Raw genomic sequence first — 20,237 nt, 5'->3', positions numbered from 1 at the left:
CGGGATTTTTGTTTTTATTTAATTTATTTTAAAAACTATTGTAACTTTTCTGAAACTCCATACGTATAATCATTTGTACACTTAAAAATTGAGGAGACAAAAACATGAGACAACTTAAAATCACCAAGCAGGTAACAAATCGTGAAACTGCATCATTAGACAAGTATTTACAAGAAATTGGAAAAGTTGACCTTATTACCGCTGACGAAGAAGTAGAATTAGCACAAAAGATTAAAGCTGGTGACCAGAAAGCATTAGAGAAATTGACAAAAGCCAATTTACGTTTCGTGGTTTCGGTGGCAAAACAATACCAAAATCAAGGGTTAACGCTTCCCGATTTGATTAACGAAGGAAATTTAGGATTGATAAAAGCAGCACAACGTTTTGATGAAACACGTGGTTTCAAATTCATCTCGTATGCAGTTTGGTGGATTCGTCAATCTATATTACAAGCATTGGCAGAACAATCTCGTATCGTTCGTTTGCCTTTGAACAAAATTGGTTCTATCAATAAAATCAACAAAATGTACGCTTTATTAGAGCAATCTAACGAGCGTCCACCATCTGCTGAGGAAATTGCAAAAGAACTTGATATGACCGTAAATGACGTAAAAGAGAGTATGAAAAACTCTGGTCGACACTTATCAATGGATGCACCTCTTGTAGAAGGAGAAGATTCTAACCTTTACGATGTATTGCGTTCTGGTGAGTCACCAAATCCAGACAGAGAATTAATCCACGAATCATTGCGTACCGAAATCGAGCGTTCCTTAGAAACATTGACTCCAAGAGAAGCTGATGTAGTTCGTTTGTACTTTGGTCTTGGCGATCAACACCCAATGACATTAGAGGAAATCGGAGAAACTTTCGACCTAACTCGTGAGCGTGTGCGTCAAATCAAGGAAAAAGCAATCCGCAGATTAAAACACACTTCAAGAAGTAAAATATTAAAAACCTATTTAGGATAATACAGTCAAATGCTATAAAGTCAAAAATCATATCGTCCAACAACAGTATGATTTTTGACTTTCGGCTTTCGACTAATAAGTAACGACGGTCTGATTAACTGTTCGTTTTTTGATTGATGATTGAAACTCCGGCTGATTACCGGAGTTTTATTTTTTAATCTGAATTCATTTCAGATTCCCTTAAACCTTTCCCGTTTATAATGATTTGGACGTAACCCTCCGTAAAAACTTCGGGTCAGGCTTTCGGCTTTATCTCTCCGTTACACTTCGAGGATACCGCCTCTATCCTTTACGCAAATTGCTAAACAATTCACGAATTGAATCTATAAAAAACTTTCTCCAATTGCTGCAAAAAAACTACTTTTGCACAAACAACACAATCTGTAAAGATGCACTTCAGTGCGTCTCTACGTAACAACTACACAATGAAGAATACACTTATTGCACCATCTGTGCTTGCTGCCGATTTTGGTAATCTGCAACGCGACATCGAAATGATTAACAACAGCGAAGCCGATTGGTTTCATATCGACATCATGGATGGCGTTTTTGTTCCAAACATTTCTTATGGAATGCCAGTTTTGGAAGCCATTAACCGCCATGCCAAAAAAACAATTGACGTTCACTTGATGATTATCGATCCAGACCGTTACATTAAAACTTTTGCTGAATTAGGAGCAAATATTCTAAGCGTACACTATGAAGCTTGTACACACCTTCACAGAACGCTACAAGCCATCAAAGCAGAAGGAATGAAAGCTGGAGTTGCCATTAATCCACATACTAATATTGATTTGTTAGAGGACGTAATTAACGATATTGATTTAGTTTGTATCATGAGTGTGAATCCAGGTTTTGGAGGACAATCTTTTATTGAAAACACTTATGCAAAAGTTAAAAAGTTAAAAGATTTAATCAATAGAAAAGGGGCGACAACACTTATTGAAGTTGATGGCGGAGTAACCAATAAAAATGCAAAACAATTAGTGGAAGCCGGAGCCGATGTTCTGGTGGCCGGAAGCTTTGTTTTCAAAGCAGAAAATCCAACGCAAACGATACAAGATTTAAAGAAACTCACAAACTTCTAATAAAAAATGGCGCTTTAAGCGCCATTTTTTATTCAATTATTCGTCTTTGAAATTAATCATGGCCGCTACGTGGGCATACAATTCAGGATGCAAACTTTTAAAAACATGAGGCGTCTCAAAGAAATGCTCCAGAATTAGCGATAAAAATTCGAATTGATTTTCATACGCATACAATCTAAAATAATCTGTTCGAGTTAACTCCTTATTCAAAACTGGATCGCTATAATATTTTATAACTTCATTAAACGCATCAAAAAATACAGTGGCGCTTGGATCATTACTTTTTAAACAATGAAAATGCAACACATGAGAGAACTCATGTAAACCCAAATTTATATTATCGTTTGAAGTTGAATGTCCGATGATAAAATCTTCCCATGAAAACACCACAGCTTTCATTCTGGGATTAAATTCTCCTTTGTGATGCGCTTGATTTACGATAGAAAAATAATTGAAAGGATAAATAATTATTTTATCGAACAAATTCACAAGATAATTTCTCATCCCAAAGGTTAACATTACATAGGTTCCTGCAATCAATATTTGCATTTGCTCCGTAACATTAATGTCTTTACCAATGAACTGATATTTAGCTACAAACTCAATAATCCGATGTTCAAAATACATTTTCTTCTTAGCAGAAAGCCTGTTATAAAACGGAAAATCATTTATTAAAATTTGTCGTTGACTTAATTTCAATTTCTTGGAAAAAGGATACCAATGAATATATAGTGGCTTATTAAATATCAATACATAAGTTGGCTCAACAACTCTAAAAATTAAAAGCAGGAGAAATAATGTCCCAAAAAGTATTGAAATAAAAAGCTGTAGTGACATGTATTATAACTGCTTTAAAAGAAAAAAAATGCTTCAAAAGAATTCAAGCCAACTTGATTTTTCGAAGCATTTTTATATGTGTTTGTGGCCGCGACAGGGTTCGAACCTGCAACCCTCAGAGTCGAAATCTGATATTCTATCCAGTTGAACTACGCAGCCATTTGATTTAAGATTGCTGATTAACGATTTTAGATTTATGATCTAAAATCGTTAATCTTGAATCCAAAAAGTTATGTCAATAGTTTTTTCACAATTGTAGAAATAGTTTTTCCTTCGGCTGTTCCACCTAATTTTGCAGCTGCTAATCCCATTACTTTTCCCATTGATGCAATTCCTGAAGCTCCAGTTTCTGCAATGATTTTTGCTATCACTACTTCGACTTCTGCTTCGCTTAATTGTGCCGGTAAGAATTTTTCGATTACAGCAATTTGAGCTAATTCTGGTTCAGCTAAATCCAAACGATTTTGCTCCGTAAAAATCCTAGCACTTTCTTTACGAGTCTTCACTAGTCTTTGTAGCAATTTAACCTCGTCATCTTGCGTTATTTCTTCTTTTGATCCTGATGCTGTCTGAGCTAAAAGAATTTCGGATTTAATAGCTCTTAAAGCTTCTAATGCAACTGTATCTTTAGCTCTCATGGCGGTTTTCATTTCGTCCATGATTAGTACTGATAAACTCATAATCTATATTGTTAATTACGTTAATCCATTATTTGATTAACCGATTTATTGAAATGCTACTTTAAAAAAAAACGATTTTTGCCCTGATGACAGTAAAAATCAGTCCATATTTAAGGCAAGACTTGAAACGACTGCTCTTTTAAGGCTTGACAAACTTAAAGAATTTTACTCGGATTTACAACAACAGATTGTCTCCTGTAAGAGATAAGTCTTGTAACTTCTTATGGTGGAAAAAAGTAGCCCGAAAATTAAAAATAATTTTCGGGCTACTCATTTTTGTTTTGCTTTTATTAATCTACGTTATCGTGCAAATAAGAATTATTTGAACGCAACTGTAAATCATTATTACTGTCTGTTCCTACAGATATTCTTGAATTTGTATTATTCGCTTGATTGTTTGATATGTCTATTCCCAATCTTTTGTAAGCTGGTTCTTTTTCATACTCATCAATTTTAGAAACATTGTTGTGGAACTTGTAATTGAATTCCTTTAATTTTTTTCTTCTTTCATCTGCTCTCATTCGCAATGATTCTTCAATAGTCATTTCGGTAGCAGCAATATCTTCAAAATCAACTGGATTAATCACAGTTCTTTCCACTTGTTTCATAGTGATATTTAACTCCTCCGGAATAACAACTTCTGGAGTTTTTGCAACTGGCTTAGGCATGAAATCAGGCTCCGCTTCCATATATTCTTCTAGAGAATATTTGATAATTCCATTATCCGTTAATTCAGTAACTGGTACAAACTGAACTGCTTCATTTACTTTAATGTCACGTGTTTCATTCGTTAGCTCATACATAACTTTACTTTCTTCAACTTGAGCTACTGGCTCCGCTTTAAAAAGTGGTAGATCAAAAGAGAAAGTAGTTTGTTCTTGTCTTTCGATTGCTTTTGGCTGCACCGCTTTTACTTCAGCAACAGGAGAGGAAATTGTGAAATCAATATCTGTAATTGGAGAAACAATTTCGAAAGTCACATCTAAATTTTTAATAAATTCAGACATCACCATCAACTCTTCTTTATTGATTGTTGGCGAGGTAACCACTGGCTCAGGCACAACAACTGTATCTTCCACTAAATCAAAAACAATTCTTTCGTTAGAGTTTGTAACCGGTGATGACTCCGTGTTCAAATCAAATCCAGCAACAGTTTTATTACTTAAATTGTGTACACTTCTTTGTTCGTCCTCTAGTGTGTGAATTATTTTTTTAGGTTCCGTGTTTACGATTCCATTTTGTTGTTCAATATCAAAACCAGTAGCGATTATGGTTACAGCGATTGAATCTCCAAGTGATTCGTCTTCACCAACTCCCATGATAATATTAGCATTATGACCCGCTTCGATTTGAATATGATCATTAATTTCTCCTATTTCATCAATTGTAATTTCATTAGTTCCAGAAACGATAAGCAACAATACGTTTTTGGCACCAGTAATTTTGTTATCATTCAACAAAGGAGAATCTAAAGCAGCGATAATTGCTTCCTTAGCTCTGTTTTCACCAGAAGAAATAGAAGATCCCATAATAGCAGTTCCGCTGTTATACAAAACTGTTTTAGCATCTCTTAAATCGATATTTTGAGTGTAATGATGCGTTATTACTTCAGCAATTCCTCTTGAGGCAGTTGCTAAAACTTCATCCGCTTTTGAAAACCCAGCTTTGAAACCAAGATTACCGTAAACTTCTCTTAATTTATTATTGTTGATAACAATTAATGAGTCAACCTGTTTACGTAATTTTTCAATACCGATTAACGCTTGTTCCTGACGCACTTTCCCTTCAAACAAGAAAGGTAAAGTCACAATTCCTACCGTAAGAATATCTCTTTCTTTGGCCAATTGTGCGATAACTGGCGCAGCACCTGTTCCTGTACCACCACCCATTCCGGCAGTGATGAAGACCATTTTAGTATTGCGATCCAACATTTTTTCGATCTCAGAAATACTCTCGATAGCGGATTGTTGTCCCACATCAGGATTTGCTCCGGCACCAAGTCCTTCTGTCAAATGCACTCCCAACTGGATTTTATTAGGTACAGAACTACTCTGTAAAGCTTGAGAATCCGTATTACATACGATAAAATCTACGCCTTTGATCCCTTGCTTAAACATGTGATTTATGGCGTTACTTCCGCCTCCACCTACACCTATAACTTTTATCACATTTGATTGATTCTTTGGTAAATCAAATGAAATACTTCCAAATTCTGAGTCGCTCATCATTTTATTTGGTTTTTGAAATTGTTATATTATTAATTCTTATATTTTTATAGGGCTCTACCCTTATTCTGCGTTGTCCAAAAAGTCTTTAATCTTATCTACATAACGATCAAAGAAATTTCTTTGTATTCTGTTTACCGTAGAATTCTGCTTTTCATTCGCATTTTGATCTTCCGCCTCTTCTACCTTTTCAGGAGCCTCATAAACTGGTGTTTGAACCACTGTCGGTCTGTAAACAGGCGCCTTAGGTTGTTCTACAGCATCAATTCGCACAGCGCTTTGTGTTTTATTCTCAATGCTTTTCATTACTAATCCAACTGCAGTTGCATACAAGGGACTTGAAATCTCCTCATCTGAATTTCCAGCTAAATGTTCGTTTGGATATCCAATTCTAGTATCCATTCCCGTAATATATTCCACTAACTGTTTGATGTGTTTCAATTGAGCACCACCACCAGTAAGTACAATTCCTGCAATTAGTTTTTTTCTAGGATCTTCATGACCGTACGCTTTTACTTCTGTAAAAACCTGATCTACGATCTCAACAACACGAGCATGAATTATTTTAGAAAGATTTTTTAACGAAATCTCTTTAGGCTCTCTACCTCTCAATCCCGGAATAGAAACAATTTCATTGTCTTTATTTTCCCCTGGCCAAGCAGATCCAAATTTAACTTTCAATAACTCGGCTTGCTTTTCAATTATAGAGCATCCTTCTTTTATATCATCTGTAATCACGTTTCCTCCAAAAGGAATTACAGCCGTATGACGAATAATTCCATCTTTGAAAATTGCCAAATCAGTTGTACCACCACCGATATCGATAAGCGCAACTCCAGCTTCCTTTTCTTCCTGACTTAAAACAGCATCAGCAGAAGCCAACGGTTCTAATGTCAGACCTGACAATTCAATTCCAGAACTTTGAATACATCTTCCAACATTACGGATTGAAGAAGCCTGTCCTACTACAACGTGAAAACTAGATTCCAATCTTCCGCCGTACATTCCTATAGGTTCTTTAATCTCAGATTGCCCGTCAATTTTGAATTCTTGAGGCAAAACATGAATTATTTCTTCGCCTGGTAACATTGCTAATTTATTGACTTGATCAATCAAAAGCTGAATATCATTCCCGCCGATAACCTCTTCGGGATTATGTCTGCTGATGTAATCTGTATGTTGGATACTACGGATGTGCTGTCCTGCAATTCCAACTACTACGTCTTTTATTTTATAGCCTGAATTAATTTCGGCTTCTTGTATTGCTTGTTGTATTGATTGTATGGTTTGAGTAATGTTGTTCACAACGCCTCTTGCCACACCTAAGCTTTTAGACTTTCCAACACCTAAAATTTCTAGTTTGCCATATTCATTCTTCTTGCCTATCATGGCAACTATTTTAGTTGTCCCAATATCTAGACCTACTGCAATATTCTCTTTTTCCATTATCTATTATTTAGTGCAAACTACTTGATCCGTAAATCGGAGGTCAATTTTTTTATATTTATACAACGAACTATCTAAAACTGCTTTTTGAAAAAAAGCTTTATAATTTTTAAATTTACGCTCCACATTAATCAAAATACCAAAATCTATTTGATAATCAAAATTTCTGTTGTGCATTTTTAAGCTTCCGTTAGGCATAATTTCAATTCCAATGATGTTTTTTTTCAAAAATGCATCGTTATAAATTATGCGAAATAAGTCTGCTAAATTTTCGTTATTATCTTTATTAATTCCCCCTGAAACAAGTGGAACTCGGGCTGTAAAATTTGTTGACAAAGGCATTCTATTCCCTTCGTAATCAATATAAAAAGAACCTCCTCCGTCAAAAACTCTAGCAATAGGGGTTTTTTGTTTTACCACTGCTTTTAACACACCATCAATACTCACAAAAACATCTGATTTTTCAATCATTTCTTGTGAATCGAGATTTGTTTCCAGCTTATTCAAATCTAAATTAACTTTTTGAATGCTCGATGCCTCTCTATTATTTTCTATTAACAATTTATTAACCGTTTCTTGCTTTACAAAAGGAGCGTCATCTCCTACAAAAATAACGACAGATTTAGTCAATTTTCTATTTTCATTTCGTTTTGACGTGAAAGAAAAAAGAAAAACAACCAATCCAAACATCAGTAATAATCGAATATTTGTCCAATTAAAGAGTTTCATTTATCGCTTTTTTTATAGATGGCACTAATTCTCCAATATCTCCTGCACCAATTGTGACAATTACAGTTGCTGTACTCTCTAAAATTGTTACAACCAAATTATTTTTAGCCACAATTTTCTTATTATTATTTGTCATTTTATCCATCAGCCATTGTGAATTTACGCCGTCAATGGGTTGTTCACGAGCCGGATAAATATCTAATAAAATAATCTCATCAAATGCAGATAAACTTTTGGCAAAATCATCAGCAAAATCTCTTGTCCTGCTAAACAAATGCGGTTGAAAAGCAGCTAAAACCTTTTGGTTTGGATACAATTCCCTAACGGCTTGATGCACTGCATTTATTTCGGTAGGATGATGTGCGTAATCATCTATGTAAACTTTAGCTTCAGTTTTTATTTGATACGAAAATCTTCTTTTTATTCCTTTAAATGATGCTACGGCTTTTGCAATGGCATCGGTTGGGGTGCCGAATAAATTTGCCATTGCAATAGCCATCAATGCATTCATTAAATTATGTCTTCCCGGTAATCCAAAATGCAAATCTCTGATTATCTCGGTAGGTGTTTGCACATCAAAAATGTAACTCCCATCTCCTATTCTAATATTGAACGCTTTATAAGTTGCATCTTCATTAACCGCACAAATAACTCCTTCTATTGGTAATTCTTTGGTAATAAAAAGCTTGCTCTTGTCTTCAACTTTCGAAGCAAATTCTATAAAAGATTCTTCTATAGCCTCACTAGTTCCATAAATATCCAAGTGATCTGCGTCCATAGATGTAATACATGCAATATTGGGATGCAAGTGCAGAAATGAACGGTCAAATTCATCGGCTTCAACAACGGTAATCGTTTTTCCACTTCCTATTAAATTTGAATTATAATTTTCTACTATACCACCAATAAAGGCAGTGACATCTGCGCCACTTTCGTGCAAAATATGTCCTAATATCCCTGAAGTGGTCGTTTTTCCATGCGTACCGGCTACAGCAAAGCAAAAGGTATCTTTTGTGATTAATCCTAAAACTTCGGCTCTCTTTTTTATTTCAAAGTCTCTTTCTAAAAAATAATTCCATTCTGAATGCGAAACTGGAACTGCCGGAGTAATAATTACCAAAGTGTTTTCGATATAAAAATCCTTTGGAATCAAATCAATATTATCTTCAAAATGAATTGAAATGCCACTTTCTGCTAATTCATTCGTCAGCGTAGAAGGAGTTTTATCATAACCAGAAACTTGCTTTCCCAAGTTCTTGAAATAGCGGGCTAGATTACTCATCCCGATTCCTCCGATTCCTATAAAATAGACGTTATGTATTTGATTCAGGTTCATTTTCGTTTTCTTTTTTGTCTATTATCTTAATTCTTTCTATCTGATTAACTTCACAATTTCATCTACAATTTGTTTTGTAGCTTCTGGCAGAGCCAACTGTTTAATGTTTTTACCCAGCTGCTTTTGCTTTTCTGGATCTTTCACCAAGGATTCAAATACCACGCTGAATTGCGAATCGAGTTCAGATTCTTTTAATAACAAAGCTCCTTTTTTATCTACTATCGCTTGTGCATTTTTAGTTTGATGATCCTCTGCTACATTAGGAGATGGAATGAAAATCACGGGCTTACCTACGATACATAATTCCGAAACTGAGGAAGCTCCTGCACGCGAAATCACAATATCCGCAGCGGCGTAAACTAAATCCATTCGGTCAATAAAGGAATGAATCTGAATATTTTCATTCTCTTCAACACGTTTATATTCATCAAAATATAACTTCCCACATTGCCAAATCACTTGTATATTATGAGCAGCGAACGTTAAGATTTCTTTAGCTATTAACTGATTCACTCTTCTTGCTCCCAGACTGCCACCTAAAACCAAAAGAGTTTTTTTAGTAGGATCTAAATTAAAATACTGTAATGCTTCTTCTCTCTTACTGTCAATATCTATCAAATCCTGACGCACTGGATTTCCAGTCAAAATCATTTTATGCTTTGGAAAAAAGCGCTCTAGATTCTCGTAAGCAACACAAATTTTATTTGCATTCTTGCTCAACAATTTATTTGTAATTCCAGGGTATGAATTTTGTTCCTGAATAACGGTAGGAATACCGGCAAACTCGGCTACTTGTAACAAGGGCCCACTTGCAAATCCTCCGGTTCCAATAACCACATCTGGTTTAAAATTCCGAATTATTGTTCTGGATTGCAATAAACTTGAAAGAAGTTTTACAGGGAAAAGTGCATTATCAAATGTTAGTCTTCGTTGCAATCCTGCAATCCAAAGTCCAATGATTTTGTAACCCGCCTGTGGTACTTTTTGCATTTCCATTTTATCTTTGGCACCTACAAAAAGAAATTCAGCATCTGGAAAACGAGATTTTAATTCATTTGCAATAGCAATTGCAGGATAGATATGTCCACCTGTTCCACCACCACTTAATATGAATTTATACTGTTTCATTGTTCCTGATTTCTAATTTTCTAAAACGACTTACTTATTTAAAACTGCATGCATTGGGTTCTTCGCTTTATCTTCAATTGAATATGCTTCTGCTACAGCACCATCTTCCTCTAATTCTCTATCAATCAATTTTTGAAGTGCTTCTTCTCTTTTGGCTGCATCTTTCATTTCCTGTGCAATTTCTTCTTCCTTTTTGGTTACACTTATAATAATTCCAAGTGCAAAACAAGTCATCCAGATAGAGCTTCCCCCACTACTTATAAGCGGCAATGTTTGTCCCGTAACTGGCAATAATTCTACTGCTACGGCCATGTTTACCATCGCCTGAAATATCATGGGAAAACCCAAACCGACCACTACTAATTTTCCAAATAGCGAATTGGCTTTATGCGAAGCAATAACAAATCGAAACAACAATAATAAATACAACGACAGCACACCCAAACCTCCTATTAGTCCATATTCTTCAACGATTATGGCAAAAATAAAATCGGAAGAGGATTGCGGCAAAAAGTTCTTTTGTATACTTTTCCCTGGACCTAAACCATATATTTTTCCGGAAGCAATTGCAATTTTAGCTTTTTCTATTTGATAATCATCCTCGCCTGGTTTGTCACTTGTAAAATTGTCAACACGATTGATCCACGTATCAACCCTGTTTGGGAATGCATCTGGAAATGCTTTAGCGATAAGTATAAAAAAAGCCAGAAATACGATTCCTGAACCCACAACAATTCCGATGTAGCGCACTGGATATTTACCAATAAAAACCAACATTAATACCATCGAAAAAATTAATGCCGTTGTCGAGAAGTTAGCTGGCAAAATAAATAACAATGTAACAAAAACAGGAATCCAAAGCTCCAGCACTGAAGACTTAAAATCAATAGGCACTTCTCTTGCCTTAGATAAATACCGAGCAACAAAAATAAACAAAACCATTGAGGCTAATGTTGATGTTTGAAACGTAACACCTATGAACGGCACCTGTATCCATCGACTGGCATTGGCACCTGCAATTACTGTTCCTTTTATTAGAGTGTAGGCCAATAAAACCCAAACAATATACAGCGACCCTTTAGAAATAGCCTTAAAATAGTGATAAGGCACTTTATGCACCATAAAAATAATGGTAAAACCAATACCAATATGCATGATATGCTTCACTAAGTAACCTAAAGTATTTCCGTTTCCCTGACCAATGTAAGCCAAATTACTACTCGCACTAAAAACAGGCATAAACGAAAACAAGGCCAATAAGGCCACAAATGACCAAATTCCTTTATCTCCCTTTAAATTGTTTATTAGTTGTTTCATTTTAAGTTTGGTTTAAAGTTTCATTTGGTTTAAAGTTTAAAGTTGCTCAACCTTATACTTTAAAACTTAAACTTTTTTATAAATTTTTAACAGCTTGTTTGAACTGATTTCCTCTGTCTTCATAATTTTCAAATAAATCAAAACTAGCACAAGCAGGCGATAATAAAACCGTATCCCCTTTTTCTGATAATCGTTGTGCCATTCTTACTGCATCATCCATGTTAGAAACTTCAATCATCATATCAACAACATTACCAAAAACATCAATGATTTTCTTGTTATCTAATCCTAAGCAAATAATGGCTTTTACTTTTTCACGAACTAATGACATCAATTCGTTGTAATCATTTCCCTTATCAACACCACCAACAATCCAAACAGTAGGTGTATTCATGCTGTCTAAAGCAAAAAAAGTAGCGTTAACATTCGTTGCTTTTGAATCATTAATATATTGAACGTTCTGGATTTTCAAAACTTTCTCAAGACGGTGTTCTACTCCCTGAAAATTAGAAAGACTCTCACGAATTGTCGCCTTTCTTATTTGCATTAATTTTGCCACAGAGGTTGCTGCCATTGCGTTTTTCATATTATGTTTTCCTTCTAAAGCAATGTGTTCTGTGTCCATTGTAAATTCTTCTTGATTGATCTTTATTTCCATTTTGTTATTTTTTATATAAGCCCCTTCGCTGAAAATTTTAGTCAATGAAAAAGGAATTAATTTTGCTTTTGTTGTGTGCGTTTTGAACCATTCATTAATAGCTTCATCATCTGCATCGTATATGAGGTAATCTTCCTCCGTTTGATTCATCGTTATTCTGAACTTTGCATCAATATAATTTTCATACTTGTAATCGTAGCGATCTAAATGATCTGGACTGATATTCGTAATAATGGCAATATGCGGTTTAAAACCTACAATCCCATCGAGTTGAAAACTACTCAATTCCAGCACATAGGAATCGTATTTATTATCAGCAATTTGCCACGCAAAACTTTTCCCGATATTTCCTCCCAATCCTACATTTAACCCTGCTGACTTCAGCAAATGATGGGTTAACATTGTTGTAGTCGTCTTTCCATTACTTCCGGTAATCCCAATAATCGTAGCATCTGTAAAAGGTGCCGCAAACTCAATTTCTGAAATAACATGAATTCCTTTTTCCAAAAGCTTTTTTACTATTGGAGATTTATCAGGGATTCCAGGGCTTTTCATCACCACATCTGCATTCAAGATTAAATCTTCGGTATGTTTTTCCTCTTCCCAAGCTATTCCATTGATGATAAGAATCTCTTTGTAATTGCCTTTTATCTTTCCAAAATCAGATACAAAAACTTCATATCCTTTTTGCTTACCCAGAATAGCGGTTCCAACTCCACTTTCGCCTCCACCTAAGATTACTAGCCTCATACTATTTTAATTAAAAATTGAGAATTAAAAATTAAAAATTTTGCATGATGATTAACTGAATTTGAGTAGTTCTAATTACTCATTTTCAATTTTTTGTTTCGCAATTTTTAATTTTATATTTTTTCTACATTTTCCCTTTTAAGGTTATTATAATTTTTGCTAATATTTTACAAATTTCTTCAGCTTCAGCGTAAATACCTTCAAATTCACTAATTGAAATATAATCTGTTTCTTTTAGTAATTTTAACCAATAAATCGTTTCTCTAGCTTCCTTATATGAAATCTCCAGTTTAAATAAAAACTCTTTATCAGATCGCCCACCTATTGATTCTTCTATATTTGCTCCAATTGATGTCCCACTTCTTAAAATTTGTTTACTCAAAACAAATTCCTTTTTTTTAATGGTTAAATATTTATATAAATTAATTATCCTAACGGCAAAAAGAAATGATTTTTGTTGAATAATATTTTCTTTCATTCGAGAATTTTTAATTTTTAATTTTTAATTTCTGATTTTTAATTGAAACTTATCTTAATTTTAAGGTAACAATTGATAATATGGCCAGCATTATAGCAACAATCCAAAAACGGGTAACAATTTTACTTTCGTGATATCCTTTTTTCTGATAATGATGATGCAAAGGCGACATCAGAAATATTCTTCGGCCTTCGCCAAAGCGTTTCTTGGTATATTTAAAATAACTTACCTGAAGTACTACAGAGAAATTTTCGACTAAGAAAATTCCACATAATAACGGAATCAGCATTTCTTTGCGGACGGCTATTGCCAAAACCGCTATAATTCCACCTATCGTCAAACTTCCTGTATCTCCCATAAAAACCGAAGCCGGATACGAGTTATACCAAAGAAATCCAATCAATGACCCCACAAATGCCGCTATAAATACCGTCATTTCCCCTGAATTCGGGATATACATAATATTCAGATAATTAGAGAAAATAATATTTCCCGAAACAAACGTGAATATTCCTAGCGCAAGCACTGAAATTGCCGAAGTCCCTGCTGCCAGTCCGTCAATTCCATCCGTTAAATTAGCTCCGTTAGAAACGGCAGTAATAATAAAAATCACCACTGGAATAAAAATCAACCAAGCCCATTTTTCATATCCCTCACCCGTCCAAGCCAGTAATTCAGCGTAATCAAATTCATTATTTTTAAAAAAAGGAATTGTTGTCGCTGTAGATTTCTCCTCAACTGGCGCAGGCAGAATCACGGTTTCTGTTGGTGCTTTAAAAATATCTGAGCTAGAAGTATCAGTACGAACTGTTACACCAGCATGAAAATAAAGAACAATCCCTACAATTAAACCCAAACCTACTTGCCCTACAACTTTGAATATTCCTTTTAAACCTTCTTTATCTTTTTTGAAGATTTTAATATAGTCATCAATAAAACCAATTGTACCCATCCAAAGTGTGGTTACAATCAACAAAACAATGTAAATATTATGGAGTTTTGCAAAAAGAATTACTGGAACCAGCGTAGCAAAAATGATAATTAATCCACCCATCGTTGGTGTACCCGCTTTTTCGTTTTGACCTGCCAGTCCAAGCTCTCGAACAGTTTCTCCTACTTGCTGTCTTTGCAAAAAACGAATTATCATTTTTCCGTAAATTGTTGACAAAAGCAACGATAGCATTAAAGCTAATGCAGATCTAAAAGTAATGTACTGGAAAACCCCTGTTCCCGGGACATCTAGTGTTTTGTCTAAATATTCAAATAAATAATACAGCATATATTTTTGTTTATTTGGTTAATCGTTGATTCCTTATTCGTTAATTCCTAATCACATCTTTATTTGCGCAAACAAATAATTCAAACTCCCGACTAACTCTTATTTTCCTAATTGAGCTAATATCTCCTTAACTATTTTCATGTCGTCAAAATCATGACGGACGCCATTTATTTCCTGATATGTTTCATGCCCTTTTCCAGCAATTAAAATAATATCATTCGGCTGAGCCAATTGACATGCGGTTTTAATCGCTTGTTTTCTATCGGTTATGGTCAATGTTTTTTTATAATTCTGAGGGGCAACACCTACTTCCATTTCAGCAATAATAACTTCTGGATCTTCGTTTCTTGGATTATCCGAAGTAAAAATTGCTTTATCACTTAAATCAGATGCAATACCAGCCATGATTGGTCTCTTGGTTTTATCTCTATTACCGCCACAACCTACAACCGTAATTAGTTGTTCGTTTTTGGTACGAATATCATTAATAGTTTTCAGTACATTTTCTAATGCATCCGGTGTATGCGCATAATCCACAATTGCCGTAATATTTGAAGCAGAAACAATAAATTGGAAGCGCCCAGAAACACTTACTAAATCTGACAGTAAACGAAGTACTTCCAAACTTTCCATTCCAAGTTCAATAGCAGTTCCATATATAGCCAATAAATTATAGGCATTAAATGTTCCAATTAATTTTACCCAAACTTCATTTCCGTTTATTTTCAACAACAAACCTGACAATTGATTTTCCAGGATTTGTGCTTTATAATCGGCATACGATTTTAAGGCATAAGTCAATTTTTTTGCCACAGTATTCTGCAACATCACTTGCCCATTTTTATCATCAATATTGGATAATGCAAATGCCGTTTTTGGCAAATTATCGAAAAACGATTTTTTTACATCTCTGTATTCTGCAAAAGTTGGATGATAATCCAGATGGTCATGAGACAAATTGGTAAAAATTCCACCTACAAAATGCAAGGCTTCCGTTCTTTTTTGATGAATTCCATGCGAACTCACCTCCATAAAACAGTATTCGACCTCATTTTCGACCATCTCTTTTAGAAAATGATTTATCGTAATTGAATCCGGAGTTGTGTGAGTCGCTTTATATTCTACTTCGTCAACCATTATTTTAACGGTAGAAAGCAATCCAACTTTAAAACCTGCTTTTTTAAATAATTGATACAATAAAGAAGCTATGGTAGTTTTACCATTTGTACCTGTAATCCCAACTAATTTCAAGCTCTGAGAAGGATCACCAAAATAATTCGCAGCCATAAATGCTAGGGCCGAATTAGTATCTTTTACCTGAACATAGGTAATTCCTTTACCGATATTTTCTGGAAATGTATCGCATATAACTGCCACCGCACCTTGCAGAATTGCTTTTTCTATAAAATCATGACCATCAGAAATGGAACCACGAATCGCTACAAAAACATCATTGGCCTCGATTTTTCTAGAATCGAAATCAATTTTGCTGATAGTAATATCCGTCGAACCTTTTACCGCTTCGATAGCTACTTTGTACAATATGTCTTTTAGTATACTCATGATAATTCCAATAGTATAGTTGTGTTTTTTACTAAATTCTGCCCTGCTTCTAGAGATTGTTTTTTAACTTTTCCAACTCCTATTACCTTCACTTTCATACCCAAATTCCCTAATAAAGCAACGGCATCCATCCCTGACATCCCCTTTAAATTTGGAATTATTTGCTGTTTCTTTTGTGATTTAACAAAATAGGAATCATAATTATTTTCTTGTTTCGGAATTTTCCTGTCCAAATTTTTAATCTCATTTGTTGAGGGCGCATCGGTAAAAATCTTTTGTGCAATTCTTTTAAAAACTGGACCTGCCACATCCGCACCATAATAATTATTCAGTGCTGTACTTGGTTTGTGTACAACAACTATACATGAATATTTAGGTTCATCCGCTGGGAAGTAACCCACAAAAGACGAAGCATAATATTTCCCAACTCCTCCAGCTTTTCCGTAATTCACCGCCGCTGTTCCTGTTTTTCCTGCCATCGAAAAATCCTTAGAATATAATTTAGAGGCCGTTCCTTTTTTTACAACATTTGCCAGAACTGCTCTTAATTTCGAAATAGTTTGTGGTGAGCAAATTCTTGGATTCAAAACTTCTTTTTCATATTTTTTGATGGTCCTGTTCCATTCTTTAATTTCAGAAACAAACTGAGGCTTTACCATTTCACCATCATTTGCAACCGCATTATAAAAAGCTAATGTTTGCAATGGTGTAATATGAACTCCATATCCAAAAGCCATCCAAGGCAATGAAATATTCGACCAGTTTTTATCACTTGGTTGCGGAATATATGGTATTCCTTCCCCTTTGATGGAAAGTCCCAAAGTTTTATTTAATCCAAAATTATTAAGATGATTCACAAATCTTGAAGGCTCATCTTTATACGCATTATAAACTGCCTGCACCAGAACTGTATTAGACGAAAGTTCAAAACCCCTTCCTAATGAAATTTTCCCATAGCCACCTTCATGAGAATCGCGTACTTTTTTTCCTGAATATACTACTACTCCACCTTTACTGTCATAAACAGTACTGGTATCCGCTTTTTTATCTTCAAAAAGCGCCATCAAATCAGCTAATTTATAAGTCGAACCTGGCTCGTGCGATTCAGCTACTGCATAATTTGTGGTCTCATAATAGGTTCCGTCATTCGCTCTTCCTAGATTTGAAATTGCTTTTACATGACCCGTTTTTGTTTCCATAACCACCACACAACCATGATCCGCCTGATACAATTCCAACTGTTTTAGCAATGCGTGATGCGCTATATCCTGAACATAAACATCAATTGTGGATATTACATCATACCCATCCTGAGGATCTACTTCATTAATATCCCTTATCGGTTTCCACTGTCCTTTTGCAATTTTTTGTTTTAAAATTTTACCGTCTTTCCCATTTAGATATTTCCTGAAAGCCCACTCGATTCCTTTTCCATCCAATGATTCTCCATTAGAAGTTCGCTCGTAACCAACGGTACGTTCCGCAATTTTCCCTATCGGATGTTCTCTTACGGTTTCTTGTTCAATTATAATTCCCCCTTTATAAGCACCCAGATTAAATAATGGAAATCCTTTTATTTTAAAATATTGTGTGTAACTCAAATTTCGGGCTATCAAATAATATCTGTTTTTGTTTGCTCTGGCTTTCCGAAGTTCATTTTCGAAAAAGCTTGCAGGCTTGCCTAAAACTGTCGCTAATGAATCTGACAATGACTTCACGTTTTTTTCGAAAGATTCAACTTTTGGCGCTAAAGCATCAAAACGTATTTCATAGTTCGGAATTGATGTAGCCAAAAGACTTCCGTCAGCAGAATAAATATTCCCTTTATTAGCAGGAATTACAAAATTTCTAACTGTTCTCTCTTTAGCTAACTTCCTATAATAATCACCTTCAACCCACTGAATATTTGTCAATTTTACAGCAATTGCAATGGCCATCAAAAAAATGACAAAAGCTACCAGATAAATTCTGTAGGATATGTATTTATCTTCTACTGCCATATTTTTTCTAAAAAGTTTTTCTCTTTTTCTTTTTTAACTTTAATTTTAATTGGAGGAACTGTTGACGGAAAAATTTCTTTCTCAATCATTTTTTCAGAAACCGTAGACTCCATTTTCAATTTCATCAACTCAGAACGTCTGTCTACAAACTCAGAACGCAACTCCTTCACTTTATTTGTTAGTTCAGCTATCATGAATACTTTCTGTTCAAATCGCTGTGTATTTGCAATCATGATAATAGCCAAAAGAATTATAAAAACGATGAAACGCCAGTTTTTCACAGCATCATCATTAATAAGAAATCTTGCTTTTAATAGGCTGTAAACTCCGTTTTTCATTTTTATGACTACTTATCTTTTCTCAGCTATCCTTAATTTGGCACTTCTGGCTCTATTATTTTCCTTTATTTCGGCAGCGTCCGGAACAATCAATTTTCCAACGGTTTTGAATGGAACCGAAAAATTCCCAAAAAAATCACGTTCTGGTTCGCCTTCGAACATACCATTTTTCACAAACCTTTTTACTAATCTATCTTCTAGTGAATGGTAGGATATCACACTTAATCTTCCTCCAGTATTCAAAATTTCTAAGGATTGCTCCAAGAACTCTTTCAAAACATCCATTTCTTGATTTACTTCAATTCGAATGGCCTGATAGATTTGTGCCAGTATTTTATTTCTGACCCTTTCCGGTAGGAATCTTGCCAAAACTTCTTTTAGTTCATCTGTCGTTTTGATTGGCTTTAGCTCTCTTGCTTCGATAATTGTTCTTGCTAAAACTGGTGCATTTTTCAATTCTCCATAATCCAAAAACACTCTTTTCAAATTCGCCTCGTCGTATTCATTAACAACTCGGTACGCATTCAAATCATTTTTTTGACTCATTCGCATGTCCAAACCAGCATCAAAACGAGTAGAAAAACCTCTTTCCGGAACATCAAATTGATGCGAAGACACACCTAAATCAGCTAAAATTCCATCCACACTTTTCACTCCGTAAAAACGTAAAAAACGTTTTATGAATCTGAAATTCTCGTTTATCAGCGTAAATCTTTCGTCTGGCAAAGCATTCGCTAAAGCATCTTCATCTTGATCAAAAGCAAACAACTTTCCATCAGGACCAAGTCTTTTCAAAATTTCTTTTGAATGACCGCCTCCACCAAAAGTTACATCTACATAAATGCCGTCAGGCTTAATATTTAAACCATCTACTGATGCGTGAAGCAAAACCGGATTATGATATTCCATTGTCGTCGTCATTTAAATTCCCCATTACTTCTTCGGCTAAATCTGCAAAATCCATGTCTTCGCCGCTTATTGATTTTTCGTATAAATCTTTGTCCCAAATCTCAACAATATTCACCGCTGAGGAGAACACCACTTCTTTTGAAATACTAGCGAAAACCACTAAATCTTTCGGAACTAATAATCGTCCTAAAGCATCAATTTCAACTACTTTGACACCAGCAGTAAAGCGGCGGATAAAGTCATTGTTTTTCTTTACAAATCGATTTAGTTTATTGATTTTTTGCATCATCAAGTCCCATTCTTTCATCGGATATAATTCCAGACAAGGCTGAAAAACGGAACGCTTCAAAACGAATCCGTCTTGAAGTGAAGCTGCCAACTGCTTTTTTAAGGGCGCTGGCATAAGCAGCCTTCCTTTAGCATCGACTTTACACTCATATGTTCCGACAATTGTATCCAAGAAAAAAATATTAAATGATGTAGAGCAAAAATATAAAAAATATTACCA

General features: G+C 34.8%; 18 protein-coding genes and 1 tRNA gene. 2 read left to right on the top strand and 17 right to left on the bottom strand.

Going from position 1 to position 20,237, the window contains the following annotated elements; all coding sequences use genetic code 11:
• Positions 1-104 precede the first annotated feature (104 nt).
• Both DR980_RS08055 and rpe read left to right on the top strand, forming a co-directional pair.
• Positions 105-968 (top strand): sigma-70 family RNA polymerase sigma factor, encoded by an 864-nt coding sequence (locus DR980_RS08055; RefSeq protein WP_007137700.1) that lies wholly within the window; start codon positions 105-107, stop codon positions 966-968.
• Positions 969-1,393: 425 nt separating this feature from the next.
• Complete coding sequence (gene rpe / locus DR980_RS08050) at positions 1,394-2,056, top strand: ribulose-phosphate 3-epimerase (RefSeq protein ID WP_113635054.1); 663 nt, start codon at positions 1,394-1,396, stop codon at positions 2,054-2,056.
• A 36-nt stretch (positions 2,057-2,092) separates the two neighbouring features.
• On the opposite strand, the gene DR980_RS08045 is transcribed toward rpe, so the two are convergent.
• The 17 genes from DR980_RS08045 to mraZ all read right to left on the bottom strand — a co-directional run bounded on the left by DR980_RS08045 (position 2,093) and on the right by mraZ (position 20,189).
• Positions 2,093-2,893, bottom strand: coding sequence for a zinc-dependent peptidase (locus DR980_RS08045; RefSeq protein ID WP_113634835.1), 801 nt, complete (start codon positions 2,891-2,893; stop codon positions 2,093-2,095).
• Between the two features lie 85 nt (positions 2,894-2,978).
• Positions 2,979-3,052: transfer RNA gene (locus tag DR980_RS08040), tRNA-Arg, on the bottom strand.
• Positions 3,053-3,123: 71 nt separating this feature from the next.
• Positions 3,124-3,573 (bottom strand): GatB/YqeY domain-containing protein, encoded by a 450-nt coding sequence (locus DR980_RS08035; protein WP_113634832.1) that lies wholly within the window; start codon positions 3,571-3,573, stop codon positions 3,124-3,126.
• Positions 3,574-3,863: 290 nt separating this feature from the next.
• A complete protein-coding gene (gene ftsZ, locus DR980_RS08030) occupies positions 3,864-5,801 on the bottom strand; it encodes a cell division protein FtsZ (RefSeq protein ID WP_113634830.1) in 1,938 nt (645 codons plus the stop codon).
• Positions 5,802-5,861: 60 nt separating this feature from the next.
• A complete protein-coding gene (gene ftsA, locus DR980_RS08025) occupies positions 5,862-7,244 on the bottom strand; it encodes a cell division protein FtsA (RefSeq protein ID WP_113634828.1) in 1,383 nt (460 codons plus the stop codon).
• A gap of 6 nt (positions 7,245-7,250) precedes the next feature.
• The gene (locus tag DR980_RS08020) at positions 7,251-7,973 is read right to left on the bottom strand and encodes a cell division protein FtsQ/DivIB (RefSeq protein ID WP_113634826.1); all 723 of its coding nucleotides are present in this window, start codon (positions 7,971-7,973) and stop codon (positions 7,251-7,253) included.
• On the bottom strand, positions 7,960-9,309 hold the full coding sequence (gene murC, locus DR980_RS08015) for a UDP-N-acetylmuramate--L-alanine ligase (RefSeq protein ID WP_113634824.1): 1,350 nt from the start codon (positions 9,307-9,309) through the stop codon (positions 7,960-7,962). Before murC ends, DR980_RS08020 begins: the two co-directional genes overlap by 14 nt.
• A gap of 36 nt (positions 9,310-9,345) precedes the next feature.
• Entirely contained in the window at positions 9,346-10,437 is a 1,092-nt protein-coding gene (murG, locus tag DR980_RS08010) for an undecaprenyldiphospho-muramoylpentapeptide beta-N-acetylglucosaminyltransferase (protein ID WP_113634822.1), read from the bottom strand.
• Between the two features lie 30 nt (positions 10,438-10,467).
• Complete coding sequence (locus DR980_RS08005) at positions 10,468-11,754, bottom strand: FtsW/RodA/SpoVE family cell cycle protein (RefSeq protein ID WP_113634820.1); 1,287 nt, start codon at positions 11,752-11,754, stop codon at positions 10,468-10,470.
• Positions 11,755-11,830: 76 nt separating this feature from the next.
• Positions 11,831-13,162, bottom strand: a complete 1,332-nt coding sequence (murD, locus tag DR980_RS08000; protein ID WP_113634810.1) for a UDP-N-acetylmuramoyl-L-alanine--D-glutamate ligase — start codon at positions 13,160-13,162, stop codon at positions 11,831-11,833.
• A 124-nt stretch (positions 13,163-13,286) separates the two neighbouring features.
• On the bottom strand, positions 13,287-13,640 hold the full coding sequence (locus DR980_RS07995) for a four helix bundle protein (RefSeq protein ID WP_113634807.1): 354 nt from the start codon (positions 13,638-13,640) through the stop codon (positions 13,287-13,289).
• Positions 13,641-13,689: 49 nt separating this feature from the next.
• Positions 13,690-14,919 carry a phospho-N-acetylmuramoyl-pentapeptide-transferase gene (gene mraY, locus DR980_RS07990; protein ID WP_113634805.1) on the bottom strand — a complete coding sequence of 410 codons (1,230 nt, stop codon included), beginning with the start codon at positions 14,917-14,919 and terminating at the stop codon, positions 13,690-13,692.
• A 99-nt stretch (positions 14,920-15,018) separates the two neighbouring features.
• Positions 15,019-16,482 (bottom strand): UDP-N-acetylmuramoyl-L-alanyl-D-glutamate--2,6-diaminopimelate ligase, encoded by a 1,464-nt coding sequence (locus DR980_RS07985; RefSeq protein WP_113634802.1) that lies wholly within the window; start codon positions 16,480-16,482, stop codon positions 15,019-15,021.
• Positions 16,479-18,482, bottom strand: a complete 2,004-nt coding sequence (locus DR980_RS07980; protein ID WP_113634800.1) for a penicillin-binding protein — start codon at positions 18,480-18,482, stop codon at positions 16,479-16,481. Before DR980_RS07980 ends, DR980_RS07985 begins: the two co-directional genes overlap by 4 nt.
• Complete coding sequence (locus DR980_RS07975; RefSeq protein WP_113634797.1) at positions 18,473-18,820, bottom strand: FtsL-like putative cell division protein; 348 nt, start codon at positions 18,818-18,820, stop codon at positions 18,473-18,475. The genes DR980_RS07980 and DR980_RS07975 overlap by 10 nt, the downstream gene beginning before the upstream one ends.
• 12 nt (positions 18,821-18,832) lie before the next feature.
• The gene (rsmH, locus tag DR980_RS07970) at positions 18,833-19,741 is read right to left on the bottom strand and encodes a 16S rRNA (cytosine(1402)-N(4))-methyltransferase RsmH (RefSeq protein ID WP_208630800.1); all 909 of its coding nucleotides are present in this window, start codon (positions 19,739-19,741) and stop codon (positions 18,833-18,835) included.
• Positions 19,716-20,189: a division/cell wall cluster transcriptional repressor MraZ gene (gene mraZ, locus DR980_RS07965; RefSeq protein WP_113634792.1), complete on the bottom strand. Its 474-nt coding sequence runs from the start codon at positions 20,187-20,189 to the stop codon at positions 19,716-19,718. The genes rsmH and mraZ overlap by 26 nt, the downstream gene beginning before the upstream one ends.
• Positions 20,190-20,237: the final 48 nt, after the last annotated feature.

The organism is Flavobacterium psychrolimnae (genome assembly GCF_003312425.1).
GTDB lineage: Bacteria > Bacteroidota > Bacteroidia > Flavobacteriales > Flavobacteriaceae > Flavobacterium > Flavobacterium psychrolimnae.
This window is presented reverse-complemented; position numbering and strand designations above follow the sequence as displayed.

Bases quoted from the DNA above. Each gene is read 5' to 3' on its own strand.
- DR980_RS07985 (WP_113634802.1), bottom strand. From the start codon at position 16,482: ATGAGTATACTAAAAGACATATTGTACAAAGTAGCTATCGAAGCGGTA.
- DR980_RS08055 (WP_007137700.1), top strand. From the start codon at position 105: ATGAGACAACTTAAAATCACCAAGCAGGTAACAAATCGTGAAACTGCA.
- ftsZ (WP_113634830.1), bottom strand. From the start codon at position 5,801: ATGATGAGCGACTCAGAATTTGGAAGTATTTCATTTGATTTACCAAAG.
- mraY (WP_113634805.1), bottom strand. From the start codon at position 14,919: ATGCTGTATTATTTATTTGAATATTTAGACAAAACACTAGATGTCCCG.
- rpe (WP_113635054.1), top strand. From the start codon at position 1,394: ATGAAGAATACACTTATTGCACCATCTGTGCTTGCTGCCGATTTTGGT.
- murD (WP_113634810.1), bottom strand. From the start codon at position 13,162: ATGAGGCTAGTAATCTTAGGTGGAGGCGAAAGTGGAGTTGGAACCGCT.
- DR980_RS08020 (WP_113634826.1), bottom strand. From the start codon at position 7,973: ATGAAACTCTTTAATTGGACAAATATTCGATTATTACTGATGTTTGGA.
- DR980_RS07980 (WP_113634800.1), bottom strand. From the start codon at position 18,482: ATGGCAGTAGAAGATAAATACATATCCTACAGAATTTATCTGGTAGCT.
- rsmH (WP_208630800.1), bottom strand. From the start codon at position 19,741: ATGACGACGACAATGGAATATCATAATCCGGTTTTGCTTCACGCATCA.
- DR980_RS07995 (WP_113634807.1), bottom strand. From the start codon at position 13,640: ATGAAAGAAAATATTATTCAACAAAAATCATTTCTTTTTGCCGTTAGG.
- DR980_RS08045 (WP_113634835.1), bottom strand. From the start codon at position 2,893: ATGTCACTACAGCTTTTTATTTCAATACTTTTTGGGACATTATTTCTC.
- DR980_RS08005 (WP_113634820.1), bottom strand. From the start codon at position 11,754: ATGAAACAACTAATAAACAATTTAAAGGGAGATAAAGGAATTTGGTCA.
- DR980_RS07975 (WP_113634797.1), bottom strand. From the start codon at position 18,820: ATGAAAAACGGAGTTTACAGCCTATTAAAAGCAAGATTTCTTATTAAT.
- DR980_RS08035 (WP_113634832.1), bottom strand. From the start codon at position 3,573: ATGAGTTTATCAGTACTAATCATGGACGAAATGAAAACCGCCATGAGA.
- murG (WP_113634822.1), bottom strand. From the start codon at position 10,437: ATGAAACAGTATAAATTCATATTAAGTGGTGGTGGAACAGGTGGACAT.
- murC (WP_113634824.1), bottom strand. From the start codon at position 9,309: ATGAACCTGAATCAAATACATAACGTCTATTTTATAGGAATCGGAGGA.
- ftsA (WP_113634828.1), bottom strand. From the start codon at position 7,244: ATGGAAAAAGAGAATATTGCAGTAGGTCTAGATATTGGGACAACTAAA.